The following is a 16,635-nucleotide window of genomic DNA, read 5'->3' on the forward strand; positions in this document are numbered from 1 at the left end:
CGCAGTAGTCCCAGCTGCGATAGGCCCGCGTGAGCCGCTTTTGCAGGGGGTGGCCGTATTTGCCGAGCACCTCTTCGATGATGTCGGGAACGGTCTTGTTCTGGAATATCTTGAAGTCGCTCTTGCGCGTGGCCAGCCACAGCCAGGGCTGCAGGCGCAGCCGGTAGGAGTAATACCGGTGGTCTTCGCCCTGCAGCCCGAACCGGGTGACGATGCCGTCCAGGTAGCGCCGACCGCCGCCTTCGGTCTCCACTTCCACCGTGGCGTGCTTGCCCAGCAACGCCTTGGGGTCGAGGGCCTTGCTCTCGCTCAGCAGATCCACATCCAACGCAAACAGCTCGCTCAAGGATTCCTTGCCCTGCAGGCGGCGAAACTGCAGCTGTTCTCCCAATGGCGTTTGGATCGTGACGCGGCGTGTCATTGGCTGACGGTCTTTGGACCGCTCCCTCTCTTGATTTAGTGGCGCGGATGATGGCGACCTATCGCCTTTTCAAAAGAGGTAATAAGTATTTTCTATGCGTATTTTTTGTTTCAAGATGAAATGAATTTTTTCAGGTTATCTGATCGGATTAACGACCGCCGAATGTCAAGGGTCAACCATGCTGATCTGGCATTGACTCCAATGTCAACCGCATAATCACACAGTCCAAACCATTACCCATATCGGCCCCTTGCCGACCTTTCGTCAGGAATCGGTTTTTGCCTGCCATGCTTATGGTGAAAATAATTCCAGAGTACCGGACGCGTTTCGCACACGGTGGCTGCCCGAACTCAAAACTGTGCCCGCCATGCGAACGCTGACACCCTTTTGTTGGCCGAAATAAGCACATAGCCAATGCGTTGTTCGGACGCCGGGCACGCGGTGCAAGAATGGCCCGCACCGCGTTGCGCAGGCCTTGCCTGCGCTTCACGCACTCTGTTCCCGTCACCCCCAGAAAGAGACAACCCATGCGGATCGAAACCCTCGCCGTCCATGCCGGACAGTCGCCCGACCCCACCACCAAGGCGGTGGCCGTGCCCATCTACCAGACGGTGGCCTATGCCTTCGACAGCGCCCAGCACGGCGCCGACCTGTTCGACCTCAAGGTGCAGGGCAACATCTACACGCGCATCATGAATCCGACCAACGACGTGCTGGAAAAGCGCGTCGCGGCGCTGGAGGGTGGCATCGCCGCGCTGGCCGTGGCCTCGGGCATGGCAGCCATCACCTACGCGATCCAGACCATCGCCGAAGCCGGCGACAACATCGTCTCGGCCAGCACGCTCTACGGCGGCACCTACAACCTCTTCGCCCACACGCTACCGCAGCAGGGCATCACCACGCGGTTCGCCGATCCACGCGATCCGGCCAGCTTCGCGCAGCACATCGACGCGCGCACCAAAGCCATCTTCATCGAATCCATCGGCAACCCGCTGGGCAACGTGACCGACATCGCGGCCCTGGCCCGGGTGGCGCACGACCATGGCGTGCCGCTCATCGTGGACAACACGGTGCCCAGCCCCTACCTGCTGCGCCCCATCGAACACGGCGCCGACATCGTGGTGCATTCGCTCACCAAGTACCTGGGCGGCCACGGCAACAGCGTGGGCGGCGCCATCGTGGACAGCGGCAAGTTCCCCTGGGCGAAGCACAAGGCGCGCTTTCCCCGCCTGAACGAGCCCGATGTGAGCTACCACGGCGTGGTCTACACCGAGGCACTGGGCGAGGCGGCCTTCATCGGCCGCGCGCGCGTAGTGCCGCTGCGCAACACCGGCGCGGCCCTGGCCCCGCAGAACGCGTTCCTGATCCTGCAGGGCATCGAGACGCTCGCGCTGCGCATGGACCGCATCTGCGAGAACACGCTGGCCATTGCGCGCTCGCTGCAAGGCCATCCCAAGGTGGAGTGGGTGCGCTACGCCGGGTTGCCGGACCATCCGGACCACGCGCTGGTGCAGCGCCAGCTGGGCGGGCGGGCGTCGGGCATCCTGTCGTTCAGCCTGCGCTCGGAAGAAGGCACGGACCCGCGTGCGGCGGGTGCGCGCTTCCTGGATGCGCTGCAGCTCTTCACGCGCCTGGTGAACATCGGCGACGCCCGCTCGCTGGCCACGCACCCCGCGTCGACCACGCACCGCCAGCTCGATGCCGGCGAGCTGGCCAAGGCCGGCGTCACGGAAGGCATGGTGCGGCTGTCCGTGGGGATCGAGCACATCGAGGACCTGCAGGCCGACCTGGCGCAGGCGTTGCAGGCGGTGTGACCGCCGCACGGTCGGGGCGGCGGACTGCGGCCGCCCCCACGCGATTCATTGTCTTTTTGGCCTCCAGAGCAATCAGCACTAGGGCATTACGCTATTAATTCAATAGCAAATCAATCCCGTCACAGATCCCGCGCCAGCCGCAGCCCCGAGAACTGCCAGCGCGCGGTGGCGGGAAAGAAGTTGCGGTACGTCGCCCGCACATGCCCGGCGGGCGTCGCGCACGAGCCGCCGCGCAGCACGTATTGGTTGACCATGAACTTGCCGTTGTACTCGCCCACCGCGCCCTCGGCCACGCGGAAACCGGGGTAGGCGGCGTAGCTGGACTGAGTCCACTCCCACACGTCGCCGAATAGTTGCACCAAACCCCGGCCGGCATCCGAAGCCGGCCGCGGGTGCAGTGCGCCGCTGTCGGCAAAGTGGCCGCTGGCAGCGTTCGCCCCCTGCACGCCCTGGGAGGTGGCCGCCACCTCCCATTCGGCCTCGGTGGGCAGGCGCGCGCCGGCCCAGCGCGCATAGGCGTCGGCCTCGTAATACGACAGGTGCACCGCGGGTGCGTGGGGTTGGAGCGGGCGCGGTCCGGCCAGGGTGAACTCGTACCAGGCCGCGCCCTGGCGTTGCCAGTAGATGGGGTGCGACAGCTGCTGCGCCCGCACCCAGTCCCAGCCCTCGGCCAGCCAGTGGGCGGACTCCTGGTAGCCGCCGTCCTCGACGAACGCCAGGTATTCAGCGGTGGTCACCGGCCGGTTGGCCAGCTCGAACGGCTGCAGGTACACGCGATGGCGCGGCCCCTCGTTGTCGAAGGCGAAGCCGCCCCGGTCCCCGCCCGGATGGCCGATCTCACACACGCCACCGGCAAAGGGCTGCCAGGCCAGCGGGACGCCGCCGGCCGGTGAGGGCTGGGCCTGCTGCTGCGACTGCGCTTGCGCATGCCCCGGCAGGCGGTAAGCCGGCCACAGCGGACTGCACGACAGCAGGTGCTTGACGTCGGTGAGGATCAGTTCCTGGTGCTGCTGCTCGTGCTGCAGGCCCAGTTCGACCAGGGCCGCCAGCGCGGCGTCGTCCGGCCGCTCGGCCATCAGGCGCGACATGCGGCCGTCCACGTCGGCCCGGTAGGCCAGCACCTGCGGCAGTGCGGGCCGGGTGAGCAGGCCGCGCTGCGGCCGCGGGTGCTTGTCGCCCACGCCGTTGTAGTAGGAATTGAAGATCACCCGGAAGGCGGGGTGGAACGGCGCGAAACCGGGCTCGTTCGGCTCCAGGATGAAGGTCTCGAAGAACCAGGTGGTGTGCGCCAGGTGCCATTTCACCGGGCTGGCGTCGGGCATGGATTGCGCGCAGCAATCCTCGTCGGACAGCGGCAGCGCCAGGGCCATGGAGGCGCGGCGCACCTCGGCGTAGCGGGCGCTCAGCGTGCAGGGCGCCACGGCATGGGGGGAGCGGGTGGCGAAGTTCATGGCTGGGCATGCACCACGGCGAACCAGCCCCGCTCGTCCGTCCAGGCCTGCGCGCGCGAAAAACCCGCGCGCGCCAGCAGCGCCTGGAAGGCCGTGAGGCTGTATTTGTAGCTGTTCTCGGTGTGGATGCGCTCGCCCGCGGCAAAGTCGCGCCCTCCGCCGGGCCAGCGCACCTGCGCACCGTCGCGGGCCTCCAGGTGCATTTCAATGCGCGACTGCTCCCCGTTGAAGAACGCCCGGTGCTCCCACGCCTCGGGCGTGAAATCGCTGCCGATGAGCCGGTTCACATGGGCCAGTACGTTGCGGTTGAACGCGGCCGTGACGCCGGCGGCATCGTCGTAGGCCGCCTGCAGCACGTCCACGTCCTTGGGCAGGTCGATGCCGATCAGCAGCGCGCCGTCGGCATCCACCAGCGCACGCATGCGCGACAGCAGTTCCAGCGCCTGGGGCGGGTCGAAATTGCCGATCGACGAGCCGGGGTAGAACACCACGCGGCGTGCGCGGGGAATGTCCGGCGGCAGTTGGATGGGACGGGTCAGATCGCCCGCCACCGCATGGGCCTGCAGTGCGGGCAGGTCGCTGCACAGGCGGGCCACGCCCTCGCGCAGGAAGTCCGCCGAGATGTCCACGCCCACGAACCGCTCGGGCTGCAGCAGGCGGCACAGCGTGCGCGCCTTCTCGCAGTTGCCGGCGCCCAGTTCGATGACGGTGCCGCCCTGCCCCACGGCGCGGGCGATGTCGTCGCCGTGCGCCCGCATCAGCGCGTGCTCGGTGCGGGTGGGGTAGTACTCGGGCAATCGGGTGATCTCCTCGAACAGCTGGGAGCCCCGCTGGTCGTAGAAATACTTGGGGGAAATGCACGCGGGACGGCGGGCCAACCCCTGGAGGATGTCGTGGTGCGGTGTGTTCATGTCGCTCGGGGGATGGGTCTGTCGGATCGCGGCGCACCGGGGAAGGCGCGGCTGCAACGCATGGCCGTCTCCAATCGCTCTTCGGCAACCTGAAACGGCCATGTAACAGAGCATTACAGACGCCCCGCCACCCGGATGTAGGACACGTCCGCAAATCCATCAGCGCCATCGGGCAGCACATCGGCTGCGCTTTCTGGGACACGCACCGCCATCGTCCCCGCCACCGCACGGTTTTTTCGAAGGCCCCGGGGCGCATAGGCGCGGCTGGGCCAAACTCTGCCGGTCGACACCACCGGCCGGCTACCACGGCCTGCTTCGCTGCCATGGATTCCCTGACCCAGATCGCCCTTGGTTCCGCCGTTTCGCTCGCCGTGATGGGCCGGCGCACCGCCCCCTGGAAAGCCGCGCTGTGGGGTGCGGTGGCCGGCACGCTGCCGGACCTGGACGCGTTCATCGACCACGGCAATGCCATCGCCAACATGGTCGAGCACCGGGCAGAAAGCCATGCCCTGCTGTACCTCAGCCTCTTCTCGCTGCCCCTGGGCGCGCTCGTGGCCCGCCTGCATGGCGAGCAGGCCGGCTGGCGAAGGTGGTGGCTGGCGATGTGGCTCGCGCTCATCACCCACCCGCTGCTGGATGGCATGACGGTGTACGGCACCCAGCTGTGGAAACCGTTCACCAGCCACCCGTACGGGGTGGGCAGCATCTTCATCATCGACCCGCTGTACACCGTGCCGCTGATCGTCGGCGTGGCCGCCGCGCTGGCGAGCGGCCCGCCGGTCGGGGCCCGCTGGAACCGTTGGGGCCTGGCGCTCAGCACGCTCTACCTGGCGTGGAGCGTGGGCGTGCAGCAGCATGTCACCGGCGTGGCCATGGCCTCCCTGCGCACGCAGGGCCTGCCGGTGCAGACGGTGCTGGTGACGCCCACCCCGTTCAACACCCTGCTGTGGCGGGTGGTGGCGGTCACGCCCACCCAATATGCCGAAGGCTTCTACGCCCTGGCCGACGGCAACAGGCCCATGCAATGGACGGTGCACGAGCGCGGGGCCCCGCTGATCCAGCGCTACGGGACCGTGCCGGACGTGCAGCGGGTGGCGCGCTTCAGCCACGGCTTTTATCGCATGCGTTCGCGGGACGGCCGCGTCTTCGTGACCGATCTGCGCATGGGACAGGAGCCCGACTACAGCTTCCAGTTCGATCTCGGCACGCCCGCGCAGCTGGATGCCGGCCAGCCCGAGGTGGCGCTGCGCGGACAGCGCCCGGACATCGGCACGGCCCTCGCCGCGCTGTGGCGGCGCATGTGGGGGCATGCGGGCGGCTCGGGGCCGTTCGGTGCCGGCACGGCCCCATGAAAAAAGCCGGCGCCACGCGCCGGCTTTCCCCACCAGTCTGTCAGTGGCCACACCCGCGGCCCGCGGTCAGAACCGCCAGCCCAGGCCCACGCCGGCCAGCACGGGATCGATCTTGAAGGTGCCCAGCTTGGCACCGGCTGCGAACACGTCGGTCTGGATGTAGACCTTCTTCACGTCGAAGTTCAGCACCAGGTTCTTGGTGAGGGGAATGTCCACGCCGACCTGCAGGGCGCCGCCCCAGCTGCTCTTGTCGATGCTCACGCCGGCGGGCAGGCGCACGCTGGAAAACCGCGTGTAGTTCACGCCCGCGCCCACGTAGGGACGAAAGCCCGCGGTGTCGAAGTGGTACTGCAGCATCAGCGAAGGCGGCAGGTGCTTGAGCGTGCCGATCTGCGCGTCCAGGGCGCTGGAGGACAGCCGCTGCTTCTGGGGCACGGTCAGCACCAGCTCGGCGGCGATGTTGCGGTTGAAGAAATAGGAGATGTCGACTTCAGGCAGCGTCTTGTCGTTGATCGACAGGCCCAGGCCGGTGCTGTCCTTGTTGGAGGAATCCAGGTTCACGGCACGCGCACGAACGAGCCAGGGGCCTTCCGCCGTTTGCGCGAAGGCGGCGCCGGAGGTCAATGCGCACAGCACGGCCAGGGCCAGCAGGTTTTTTTTCATACGGAAACTCGATGCGTTGAACGGGGACGACCCCCGTGCATGCATTGGGCCGGCAAACGGCCCGGGCGGCCTTGCCATGGATCAAACCGCCGGCAGGTTGTGCCGCGGGCCGCGAGGGCGTGAAAGCGCCCTCTTCTCCCCGCTCTCAGTGCGCGCCCTTGCCCCGCATGCGCTGCACCAGCGTGACCACAGCCAGCACGGCGGCACCGGCCACGATGCCCACCACCGCATTGAGCAGGTTGGGCACCAGCACGCGCCACAGGCCGCCCGCCGGCCACTGGGCCGCCGATGCGGCCAGGCCCTCGACCGCGTGGTGGACAACGGGCACGCCATGCACCAGAATGCCGCCGCCCACGAGGAACATGGCGGCCGTGCCGGCGACCGAGAGCACCTTCATCAACCAGGGCGCGGCGGCCACGATGCCGCGGCCCAGCGCCTGCGCGGCGCGCCCCGTCTTGCGGGTGAGCCACAGGCCCAGGTCGTCCAGCTTGACGATGCCGGCCACCAGGCCGTACACGCCCACCGTCATGATGAGCGCGATGCCGGCCAGCACGGCCACCTGCTGCCCGAACGGGGCGCTGGCGACCGTGCCCAGCGTGATGGCGATGATCTCGGCGGACAAGATGAAGTCGGTGCGCACCGCGCCCTTGACCTTGTCCTTCTCGAAGGCGGCGATGTCCACCGCCGGGTTGGCGTTGGCCAGGGCATGCGCCTCGCGGCCCGCCTCTTCCTTAGGGGCATCGCCGTGGGGCAGGAACCGGTGCGCCAGCTTCTCCGCGCCCTCGAAGCACAGGAACGCGCCGCCCACCATGAGCAGCGGCGTCACCGCCCAGGGGATGAAGGCGCTGATCAGCAGCGCGGCCGGCACCAGGATGGTCTTGTTGACGAGCGAGCCCTTGGCCACCGCCCAGACCACCGGAATCTCGCGCTCGGCGCGCACGCCCGTGACCTGCTGGGCATTGAGCGCCAGATCGTCGCCCAGCACGCCGGCCGTTTTCTGCGCCGCCACCTTGGTCATGACGGACACGTCATCGGCCATGGCGGCACTCTTCTTGGCAGCGACCTTGGTCATCAGGGCCACGTCGTCCAGAACGGTGGCGATATCGTCGAGCAGCGTCAAAAGGCTGGCACCGGCCATGGGAATCCTTAAAAAATCGAGGGAGGGAGCGGGTCCGTGGGCCACGGCGCGAGAGGCGGCAAGGCCCCGGGAGCGCCACGCGGGCCGGGCATGCCGGCCGAAAAACCAGGCGCCCATCGCCCAGGCGGCGCCCACTATAGCAACGCCCTGCGATGGGTCCGTGTCGGTGCAAGGCGCATACTGACGGCCTTCCCACCGATATCGGGGTCCTGCACGCGGGCTCTCGCTCCCGCAGCATGCCAGGCTACCTGACCAAGCAAGAAAACATCGCCATCGCCGGCGTCGACGACCTCGTCATCCGCTCCCTGCTGGACCGCCAGCAGTTTTCCGACCCCCTCGGCGACGCCGAAACCCTGGGCATCTCCTCCGCCGCCTGGCCCCTCTTCGGCCTGCTGTGGCCCTCGGGCGCGCAACTGGCCGCGCGCATGGCGGCGCGGCCCGTGCAGGCGGGCGAGCGCATCCTGGAGCTGGGCTGCGGCCTGGCGCTGGCCAGCCTGGTGTGCCACCGGCAAGGCGCCGACGTGACCGCGAGCGACTGCCACCCGCTGGCCGGCACCTTCCTGCGCGAGAACCTGCGCCTGAACGGCATGGGCACCATGAAGTACCGCCAGGGCCAGTGGGGCAGCGGCGAAGCGCTGGGCCCGCCGCAGCAGGACGAGAGTCCGCTCGCGCAGGCGCACGGCGGCCCGGTGCACGGGCTGTTCGACCTCATCATGGGCAGCGACCTGCTGTACGAACGCGACGCCCGCGCCAGCCTCGCGCATTTCATCGACCTGCACGCGGGCCCTGCGGCCCAGGTCTGGATCGTGGACCCGGACCGGGGCAACCGCGCCGCCTTCAGCAAGCAGATGGCCGCGCAGGGCTTCGGCCTGCGCGAAGAGCGGCTGGACCGCGCCGCGCTGGACGATGCGCCCGCCTACAAAGGCAGGCTGCTGGTGTACCGCCGCACCTGAACGCCGAAGACGGCCCGAGGGCACCGGCCGCCGGAGCGCGCCGGACGCGCTCCCGGCTCTTCGGCTTCCTCAGCCCACCCAGCGGCGCGCATTGCGCCAGATGCGCATCCACGGGCTCAGCGCGTTGCGGTCGCCGCTGGTCCAGCTCATCTGCACGTTGCGGAACACGCGTTCGGCGTGCGGCATCATGGCCGTGAAGCGCCCATCGGCCGTGGTCACCGCCGTGAGGCCGCCCGCGCTGCCGTTGGGGTTGAACGGGTACTGCTCGGTGGCCGCGCCATGGTGGTCCACATACCGCATGGCGGCGATGGCCTGGGCCGGGTCGCCGCGGTACTTGAAGTTGGCGTAGCCCTCGCCGTGCGCCACGGCGATCGGCAGGCGGCTGCCCGCCATGCCGGCGAAGAACAGGCTGGGCGATTCCAGCACCTCCACCAGCGACAGCCGCGCCTCGAAGCGCTCGCTCTGGTTGGTGGTGAAGCGCGGCCAGGCCTCGGCGCCGGGAATGATGTCGGCCAGCTCGGCGAACATCTGGCAGCCGTTGCACACGCCCAGGCCGAAGGTGTCCTTGCGGCCGAAGAAGCCCTGGAACTGCTCCGACAGCACCGGGTTGAACGTGATCGAACGCGCCCAGCCGATGCCCGCGCCCAGCGTGTCGCCGTAGCTGAAGCCGCCGCAAGCCACCACGCCGGCGAAGTCCGACAGCTGCGCGCGGCCGGTCTGCAGGTCGGTCATGTGCACGTCGTAGGCCTCAAAGCCCGCCTCGGTGAAGGCGTAGGCCATCTCGATGTGCGAGTTGACCCCCTGCTCGCGCAGGATGGCGACCTTCGGCCGCGCGAGGTTCAGGAACGGCGCGGCCACGTCCTCGGCCGGATCGAACGTGAGCGCCACGTGCAGGCCCGGATCATTGGGCACGCCTGCGGCGGCATGCTCGGCATCGGCCGTGGCCGGGTTGTCGCGCTGCTGCGTGATCTTCCAGCTCACCGCGTCCCACACCTGGTGCAGGTCGGACAGGCTGGCGCTGAACACGCTCTTGGCATCGCGCCACACCTGCAACTCGCCCTTGCCGGCGTCCATGGTGGACGAGGCAGGCCGCGTCTTGCCGATGAAGTGGCTGGACCGGGACAGGCCGTGCTCGCGCAGGGTCTGCATGACCTCGTTGCGCTCGGCGGTGCGCACCTGCAGCACCACGCCCAGTTCCTCGTTGAACAGCGCCTTGAGCGTCAGCTCCTCGCGGCGCGCGCTCACCTGCGAGGCCCAGTTCTTGGCGTCGCCCGTCTCCATGCGGCTGTCGCTGATGCCGTCGCCCTCGGTCACGAGCAGATCGACGTTCAGCGCCACGCCCACATGGCCGGCGAAGGCCATCTCGGCCACCGCGGCCAGCAGGCCGCCGTCGCTGCGGTCGTGATAGGCGAGGATCTGGCACTTGGCGCGCAGCGCGTTCACGGCATCGACCAGGCGCACCAGGTCCTGCGCGTCGTCCAGGTCGGGCGCCACGTCGCCGCTCTGGCCCAGCACCTGGCCCAGGATACTGCCGCCCATGCGGGCCTTACCATGGCCCAGGTCGATCAGCACCAGCGTGGTGTCGTCCTCCGCCGCGTCCAGTTGCGGCGTCAGCGTGCCGCGCACGTCGGCCAGCGTGGCGAAGGCGCTGACGATCAGGCTCACGGGGGATGTGACCTTCTTCGCACCGCTTTCATCCCTCCACTGGGTGCGCATGGACAGCGAATCCTTGCCCACCGGGATCGAAATGCCCAGCGCCGGGCACAGCTCCATGCCCACGGCCTTCACGGTGGCGTACAGCGCGGCATCCTCGCCGGGCTCGCCGCAGGCGGCCATCCAGTTGGCGGAGAGCTTCACGCGCGGCAGTTCGATGGGCGCGGCCAGCAGATTGGTGATGGCCTCGGCCACGGCCATGCGGCCCGAGGCGGGCGCGTCGATGGCGGCCAGCGGCGTGCGCTCGCCCATGCTCATGGCCTCGCCGGCAAAGCCCTGGAAGTCGGCCAGCGTGACGGCGCAGTCGGCCACCGGCACCTGCCAGGGGCCCACCATCTGGTCGCGGTGCGACAAGCCGCCCACCGTGCGGTCGCCGATGGTGATGAGAAAGCGCTTGCTCGCCACCGTGGGGTGCGCCAGCACGTCGATCACCGCCTTTTGCAGCGCCACGCCCGTGAGGTCGATGGGCGCGAATTCGCGCTGCACCGTCTTCACGTCGCGGTGCATCTTGGGCGGCTTGCCCAGCAGCACTTCCATGGGCATGTCCACCGGCAGCTTCTGATTGCCGGTGGCGGCCGTGTCCTCCAGCACCAGCTGGCGGTGCTCGGTGGCGGTGCCGATCACGGCGAACGGGCAGCGCTCGCGCTCGCAGAACGCGCGGAACTGCTCCAGCGATTGCGGCGCGATCGCCAGCACGTAGCGCTCCTGGCTTTCGTTGGACCAGATCTCTTTCGGGGCCAGGCCCGACTCTTCGAGCTGCACCGCGCGCAGGTCGAAGTGCGCGCCCCGGCCGGCGTCGTTGGTCAACTCGGGAAAGGCATTGGACAGCCCGCCCGCGCCCACGTCATGGATCGCCAGGATGGGGTTGGCCGCACCCTGCGCCCAGCAGTGGTTGATGACCTCCTGCGCGCGGCGCTCGATCTCGGGGTTGCCGCGCTGCACGGAGTCGAAATCGAGTTCCGCCGCGTTCGCGCCCGTGGCCATGGAACTGGCCGCGCTGCCGCCCATGCCGATGCGCATGCCCGGGCCGCCCAGCTGGATCAGGAGCGAGCCGGCCGGGAATTCGATCTTCTGCGTGAGGCCCGCATCGATGGTGCCCAGGCCGCCGGCGATCATGATGGGCTTGTGGTAGCCCCGGTCCACGCCGCCCACCGACTGCTCGTACTCGCGGAAATAGCCCAGCAGGTTGGGCCGGCCGAACTCGTTGTTGAACGCCGCGCCGCCCAGGGGGCCTTCCACCATGATCTGCAACGGGCTGGCGATGTGCTCGGGCTTGCCGAACTCGCCGCCCCAGAGCTTGGACACCGTGAAGCCGGTCATGCCCGCCTTGGGCTTGGAGCCGCGGCCGGTGGCGCCCTCGTCGCGGATCTCACCGCCCGCGCCGGTGGAAGCGCCGGGGAACGGCGAAATGGCCGTGGGGTGGTTGTGCGTTTCCACCTTCATCAGGATGTGGTTCGTGACGCTACTCTTTTCATAGCACACTGCCCTAGTGGAATTTGCACTGGCGGGCATTTTTGCCAAAAACCGCTCGACACGCGTGCCTTCCATAACCGAGGCGTTGTCCGAATACGCCACCACCGTGTGCTGGGGCGCCAGCTGGTGGGTGTTGCGGATCATGGCGAACAGGCTCTTGTCCTGCTTCTCGCCGTCGATGGTGAACTGCGCGTTGAAGATCTTGTGGCGGCAGTGCTCGCTGTTGGCCTGCGCGAACATCATCAGTTCCACGTCGGTGGGGTTGCGCGCCAGGCCCTGGAAGGCATTGACCAGGTAGTCGATCTCGTCGTCGGCCAGCGCCAGGCCCCACTGGGCGTTGGCCGCCTCGACCGCCGCGCGCCCGCCGCCCAGCACATCGACGAATTCCATCGGCGCGGCCGGCAGCTCGGTGAACAGGGCCTCGGCGCCCGAGCGGTCCCACACCACCGACTCGGTCATGCGGTCGTGCAGCAGCGCGGCGATCTGGCCGCGCTGCGCGTCGGTCAGCGTGGGCGTGCCGCCCAGCAGGCCTGATTTGAGCGAGAGGCGGTACTCGGTGATGCGCTCCACGCGGCGCAGCGCCAGGCCGCAGTTGTGCGCGATGTCGGTCGCCTTCGACGCCCAGGGCGAGACCGTGCCCAGGCGCGGCGTGACAACGATGGCCGGGCCATCGGCCGGGCCGCCGTAGGGGTCCCCATAGGTCAGCAGCGCGGCGAAGCGGCCGCTTTCGGCCGGGGTGGGCGCCGCGTCGGTGGCCACCAGGTGCACGAAGCGGGCGGCGATGCCCGTGATGCGATCGTGGATGGCCTGCAGCGCGGGCAGCAGCTGGCGCATGCGGAAGGCGCTGAGGGCGTTGCCGCCTTCGAACGTGCTGAGGTGCAAGGAGGGCTTCGTGGACGATGTCGGCGAGATCACTTCGGCGGCCTGTTGGGTGATGGAAAAGGTGCGGCCCCACCCTGGACCGCCGGCCGCTGACTGGGGCCGGCTGGGCAGGGTGCGGAGAATGCTGAGCCCGGCATTTTACCGGGGGCGGATCGCATCGCCGACGAGGCCTTCGCCCGCGTGGCCCGCATCGGCCAAGCGCGGATGGGATAATTGGCCCCATGAGCATCACCATCAAAGACGCCGAAGGCATCGCCGGCATGCGAGAGGCATGCCGACTGGCTTCGGAAGTGCTGGACTACATCGCGCCCCACATCCAGCCTGGCATCACCACGAACGAAATCGACCGCCTCGCGGCCGAATGCATGGCGCAGCAGGGCACCATCTCCGCCACCATCGGCTACCAGCCGCCGGGCTATCCGCCCTACCCCAAGTCGCTGTGCACGTCGATCAACAACGTGGTCTGCCACGGCATCCCGAACGACAAGCCCCTGAAGAAGGGCGACATCATGAATGTGGACGTCACCGTCATCACCAAGGACGGCTGGTACGGCGACAACAGCCGCATGTACCTGATCGGCGACGTCTCCATCGCCGCCAAGCGCCTGTGCAGCCTCACCTTCGACGCCATGTGGATCGGCATCCAGCGCGTCAAGCCCGGCGCCCGCCTGGGGGACATCGGCCACGCCATCCAGAAGTACGCCGAGGGCCACGGCCTGTCGGTGGTGCGCGAGTTCTGCGGCCACGGCATCGGCCAGAAATTCCACGAAGAGCCCCAGGTGCTGCACTACGGCTACCCCGGCACGCTGGATGAGCTGCTGCCCGGCATGACCTTCACCATCGAGCCCATGCTGAACGCCGGCCGCCGCGAGGTGAAGGAATTCGGCAACGACGGCTGGACCATCGTGACCAAGGATCGCAGCCTGTCGGCGCAGTGGGAGCATACCGTGCTGGTGACCGAGACCGGCTACGAAGTCCTCACCCTGTCGGCCGGATCGCCACCGCTGCCGGCCTTCGTGACCGCCACGAAGACCTGACCGGAACACGGCGCGCGGGCCGGCCGCGCGGCGGCCGAGCGCACGGTTCTTGCTTGTCTGGTGCTAACCTGCCCACCGCTCCGTTGCCCCACCCGCACCCGCCACCCTGCCGCCGTCCATGACCGACCTGCAAATCCTGCGCGACGCCTACCGCCAAGACAAGGCCACCCTGCTCGCGTCGCTGCAATCCACGGGCGCCTCCACGCGCGGCGTTCGCACCCTGCTGCACAAGCTCTCCACCCTGGCGGACCGCCTGCTGCGCCAGCTGTGGCAGCGCGCCGGCATGCCGGACGACCTGGCGCTGGTGGCCGTGGGGGGCTACGGCCGGGCGCAGCTCTTTCCCCATTCCGACGTCGATGTGCTCGTCCTGCTGCCGGACGGCGCCACGCCCGGGGCCGGCTGCGCCTTGTCCACGTGCATCGAATCGTTCATCGGCAGCTGCTGGGACGCCGGCCTGGAGATCGGCTCCAGCGTGCGCACGGTGGCCGAGTGCCTGACCGAATCCGCGGCCGACGTGACCGTGCAGACCTCGCTGCTCGAAGCCCGCCGCGTCTGCGGCAGCTCGCCGCTGTTCGCCGCATTCCAGCAGCGCTACGACGCGCAGATGGACGCGCAGGACTTCCTCATCGCCAAGACGCTGGAGATGCGCCAGCGCCACACCAAGTACGAGAACACGCCCTACTCGCTGGAGCCCAACTGCAAGGAATCACCCGGCGGCCTGCGCGACCTGCAGACGGTGCTGTGGGTCGCCCGCGCAGCCGGCCTGGGACGCGACTGGCGCGAACTGGCCGCCAACGGCATGGCCACGCCGTTCGAGGTGGCCCAGATCGAGCGCAACGAGGCCGTGCTGTTCCTCATCCGCGCGCGGCTCCACACCGTGGCGGGCCGCCACGAGGACCGGCTGGTGTTCGACCTGCAGACCGCCGTGGCCGAATCGTTCGGCTACCGCTCCCACTCGCCCGACGGCAAGCGCCTGGCCATGCGCGCGAGCGAAACCCTCATGCGCCGCTATTACTGGGCGGCCAAGGCCGTGTCACAGCTCAGCCAGATCCTGCTGCTGAACATCGAGGAGCGCCTGAGCCCCTCCACGCACGAGCTGCACCGCATCAACGACCGCTTCTTCGAAAAGGCCGGCCTCGTCGAAGTGGCCAGCGACGACCTGTACGAGAAGAACCCCCACGCCATCCTGGAAACCTTCCTGCTCTACGAAACCACGCTGGGGCTGAAGGACCTGTCGGTGCGCACGCTGCGCGCGCTCTACAACGCCCGCGGGGCGATGGACAGCGCCTTCCGCCGCGACCCGGTCAACCGCGCGACCTTCATGAAGATCCTGCGGCAGCCCTCGGGCATCACGCACGCGATGCGGCTCATGAACCAGACCTCGGTGCTGGGCCGCTACCTCTGGCCGTTTCGCCGCATCGTGGGCCAGATGCAGCACGACCTGTTTCACGTCTACACCGTGGACCAGCACATCCTGATGGTGCTGCGCAACGTGCGCCGCTTCTTCATGGCCGAGCATGCGCATGAATACCCGTTCTGCTCGCAGCTGGCCGGCGGCTGGGACAAGCCGTGGCTGCTGTACCTGGCGGCGCTGTTCCACGACATCGGCAAGGGCCGCGGCGGCGACCACTCCAAGATCGGCGCCGAGGAAGTGCGCCACTTCTGCCGCCAGCACGGCGTGGACGAGGAAGACGCGGCGCTGGTCGAGTTCCTGGTGCGCGAGCACCTGGCCATGAGCCAGGTCGCGCAAAAGCAGGACCTGTCCGATCCGGACGTGATCGGCGCTTTCGCCCAGCGCGTGGGCAGCGAGCGCCGCCTCACCGCGCTGTACCTGCTCACCGTGGCGGACATCCGCGGCACCAGCCCCAAGGTCTGGAACGCGTGGAAGGGCAAGCTGCTGGAAGACCTGTACCGCGCCACGCTGCGCGCCCTGGGCGGCCACGCCCCCAATGCCGCCGCCGAAATCGAGGCCCGCAAGCGCGAAGCCATGGTCATGCTGGCGCTGCAGGCCCAGCCGTTCGAGGCGCACAAGAAGCTGTGGGACACGCTGGACGTGGGCTATTTCATGCGGCACGAAGCCGCCGACATCGCCTGGCACACGCGCCATCTCTCGCGCTACGTGGGCACCGGCCGCACGGTGGTCCGCGCGCGGCAGTCGCTGGCGGGCGAAGGCCTGCAGGTGGCGGTGTACGCGCCCGACCAGCCCGACCTCTTCGCCTGCATCTGCGGCTATTTCGACCGGGCGGGCTTCAGCATCCTCGATGCGCGGGTGCACACCGCGCACGATGGCTGCGCGCTCGACACGTTCCAGGTCGTGGCCTCGGAGCAGGCCGGGCATTACCGCGAACTCACGCACATGGTGGAGAGCGATCTGGCCCGCGCGATCGAGGACGAAACCGCGGGCCTGCCCGAGCCGGCGCGCAAGCGCGTCTCGCGCCGCGTGAAGAGCTTTCCCGTGGCCCCGCGCGTCACGCTGCGCCCCGACGAGAAAGCCCAGCGCTGGCTCATCAACATCTCCGCCAGCGACAGGGCGGGCCTGCTCTACCTGGTGGCGCGCATCCTTTCGCGCCACCACCTGAGCGTGCAGCTGGCCAAGGTCAGCACCCTGGGCGAGCGGGTGGAAGACACCTTCCTCGTGCACGGCCCGGAACTGCAAAGCAACGCACGGCAGATACAGATCGAGACCGAACTGCTGAACGCGTTGTCCGAGTGAAGGGCCACCGGGATCCATCGCATCCGATGCTACCTATTTGATAGCACGACGCCCTAGTATTGTTTGCGCTGGCGGCCAATTCCATTCATCTTTTCCGAGGCAACGCTTGCCTGG

The 16,635-nt window shown here is 68.5% G+C and carries 11 protein-coding genes; 5 read left to right on the forward strand and 6 right to left on the reverse strand.

Annotated elements, in window-relative coordinates:
• Window positions 1-421: contractile injection system protein, VgrG/Pvc8 family (locus AVKW3434_RS17420; protein ID WP_284406852.1), on the reverse strand; the 421-nt coding region annotated here is incomplete at its 3' end.
• Window positions 422-948: 527 nt separating this feature from the next.
• On the opposite strand from AVKW3434_RS17420, the gene AVKW3434_RS17425 reads away from it, so the two are divergent.
• Window positions 949-2,235: an O-acetylhomoserine aminocarboxypropyltransferase/cysteine synthase family protein gene (locus AVKW3434_RS17425; protein WP_284406853.1), complete on the forward strand. Its 1,287-nt coding sequence runs from the start codon at window positions 949-951 to the stop codon at window positions 2,233-2,235.
• A gap of 119 nt (window positions 2,236-2,354) precedes the next feature.
• Here AVKW3434_RS17425 and egtB read toward each other — a convergent pair whose 3' ends face one another.
• Window positions 2,355-3,686 (reverse strand): ergothioneine biosynthesis protein EgtB, encoded by a 1,332-nt coding sequence (gene egtB / locus AVKW3434_RS17430; protein ID WP_284406854.1) that lies wholly within the window; start codon window positions 3,684-3,686, stop codon window positions 2,355-2,357.
• Window positions 3,683-4,597, reverse strand: coding sequence for an L-histidine N(alpha)-methyltransferase (gene egtD / locus AVKW3434_RS17435; RefSeq protein WP_284406855.1), 915 nt, complete (start codon window positions 4,595-4,597; stop codon window positions 3,683-3,685). Before egtD ends, egtB begins: the two co-directional genes overlap by 4 nt.
• 323 nt (window positions 4,598-4,920) lie before the next feature.
• Between egtD and AVKW3434_RS17440 the strand changes: the two genes are divergently transcribed.
• Window positions 4,921-5,949, forward strand: coding sequence for a metal-dependent hydrolase (locus tag AVKW3434_RS17440; RefSeq protein ID WP_284406856.1), 1,029 nt, complete (start codon window positions 4,921-4,923; stop codon window positions 5,947-5,949).
• Between the two features lie 66 nt (window positions 5,950-6,015).
• Here AVKW3434_RS17440 and AVKW3434_RS17445 read toward each other — a convergent pair whose 3' ends face one another.
• Together AVKW3434_RS17445 and AVKW3434_RS17450 are read right to left on the reverse strand one after the other, a co-directional pair.
• The gene (locus AVKW3434_RS17445; RefSeq protein ID WP_284406857.1) at window positions 6,016-6,612 is read right to left on the reverse strand and encodes an OmpW/AlkL family protein; all 597 of its coding nucleotides are present in this window, start codon (window positions 6,610-6,612) and stop codon (window positions 6,016-6,018) included.
• Between the two features lie 145 nt (window positions 6,613-6,757).
• Window positions 6,758-7,750, reverse strand: coding sequence for a DUF808 domain-containing protein (locus AVKW3434_RS17450; RefSeq protein WP_284406858.1), 993 nt, complete (start codon window positions 7,748-7,750; stop codon window positions 6,758-6,760).
• Window positions 7,751-7,986: 236 nt separating this feature from the next.
• On the opposite strand from AVKW3434_RS17450, the gene AVKW3434_RS17455 reads away from it, so the two are divergent.
• Window positions 7,987-8,703 carry a class I SAM-dependent methyltransferase gene (locus tag AVKW3434_RS17455; protein ID WP_272569477.1) on the forward strand — a complete coding sequence of 239 codons (717 nt, stop codon included), beginning with the start codon at window positions 7,987-7,989 and terminating at the stop codon, window positions 8,701-8,703.
• Between the two features lie 69 nt (window positions 8,704-8,772).
• Here AVKW3434_RS17455 and purL read toward each other — a convergent pair whose 3' ends face one another.
• The gene (gene purL, locus AVKW3434_RS17460) at window positions 8,773-12,771 is read right to left on the reverse strand and encodes a phosphoribosylformylglycinamidine synthase (protein WP_502869112.1); all 3,999 of its coding nucleotides are present in this window, start codon (window positions 12,769-12,771) and stop codon (window positions 8,773-8,775) included.
• Between the two features lie 221 nt (window positions 12,772-12,992).
• Between purL and map the strand changes: the two genes are divergently transcribed.
• Both map and AVKW3434_RS17470 read left to right on the forward strand, forming a co-directional pair.
• Window positions 12,993-13,808: a type I methionyl aminopeptidase gene (map, locus tag AVKW3434_RS17465; RefSeq protein WP_272569475.1), complete on the forward strand. Its 816-nt coding sequence runs from the start codon at window positions 12,993-12,995 to the stop codon at window positions 13,806-13,808.
• Window positions 13,809-13,926: 118 nt separating this feature from the next.
• Entirely contained in the window at window positions 13,927-16,521 is a 2,595-nt protein-coding gene (locus AVKW3434_RS17470) for a [protein-PII] uridylyltransferase (protein ID WP_284406859.1), read from the forward strand.
• Window positions 16,522-16,635 lie beyond the last annotated feature (114 nt).

It is taken from the genome of Acidovorax sp. SUPP3434 (assembly GCF_030159015.1).
GTDB lineage: Bacteria > Pseudomonadota > Gammaproteobacteria > Burkholderiales > Burkholderiaceae_C > Paracidovorax.

What these genes read in the sequence shown, in the direction of transcription:
- AVKW3434_RS17455 (WP_272569477.1), top strand. Translation starts at nt 7,987, where the DNA reads ATGCCAGGCTACCTGACCAAGCAAGAAAACATCGCCATCGCCGGCGTC.
- AVKW3434_RS17440 (WP_284406856.1), top strand. Translation starts at nt 4,921, where the DNA reads ATGGATTCCCTGACCCAGATCGCCCTTGGTTCCGCCGTTTCGCTCGCC.
- map (WP_272569475.1), top strand. Translation starts at nt 12,993, where the DNA reads ATGAGCATCACCATCAAAGACGCCGAAGGCATCGCCGGCATGCGAGAG.
- AVKW3434_RS17425 (WP_284406853.1), top strand. Translation starts at nt 949, where the DNA reads ATGCGGATCGAAACCCTCGCCGTCCATGCCGGACAGTCGCCCGACCCC.
- AVKW3434_RS17445 (WP_284406857.1), bottom strand. Translation starts at nt 6,612, where the DNA reads ATGAAAAAAAACCTGCTGGCCCTGGCCGTGCTGTGCGCATTGACCTCC.
- egtB (WP_284406854.1), bottom strand. Translation starts at nt 3,686, where the DNA reads ATGAACTTCGCCACCCGCTCCCCCCATGCCGTGGCGCCCTGCACGCTG.
- AVKW3434_RS17450 (WP_284406858.1), bottom strand. Translation starts at nt 7,750, where the DNA reads ATGGCCGGTGCCAGCCTTTTGACGCTGCTCGACGATATCGCCACCGTT.
- egtD (WP_284406855.1), bottom strand. Translation starts at nt 4,597, where the DNA reads ATGAACACACCGCACCACGACATCCTCCAGGGGTTGGCCCGCCGTCCC.
- AVKW3434_RS17470 (WP_284406859.1), top strand. Translation starts at nt 13,927, where the DNA reads ATGACCGACCTGCAAATCCTGCGCGACGCCTACCGCCAAGACAAGGCC.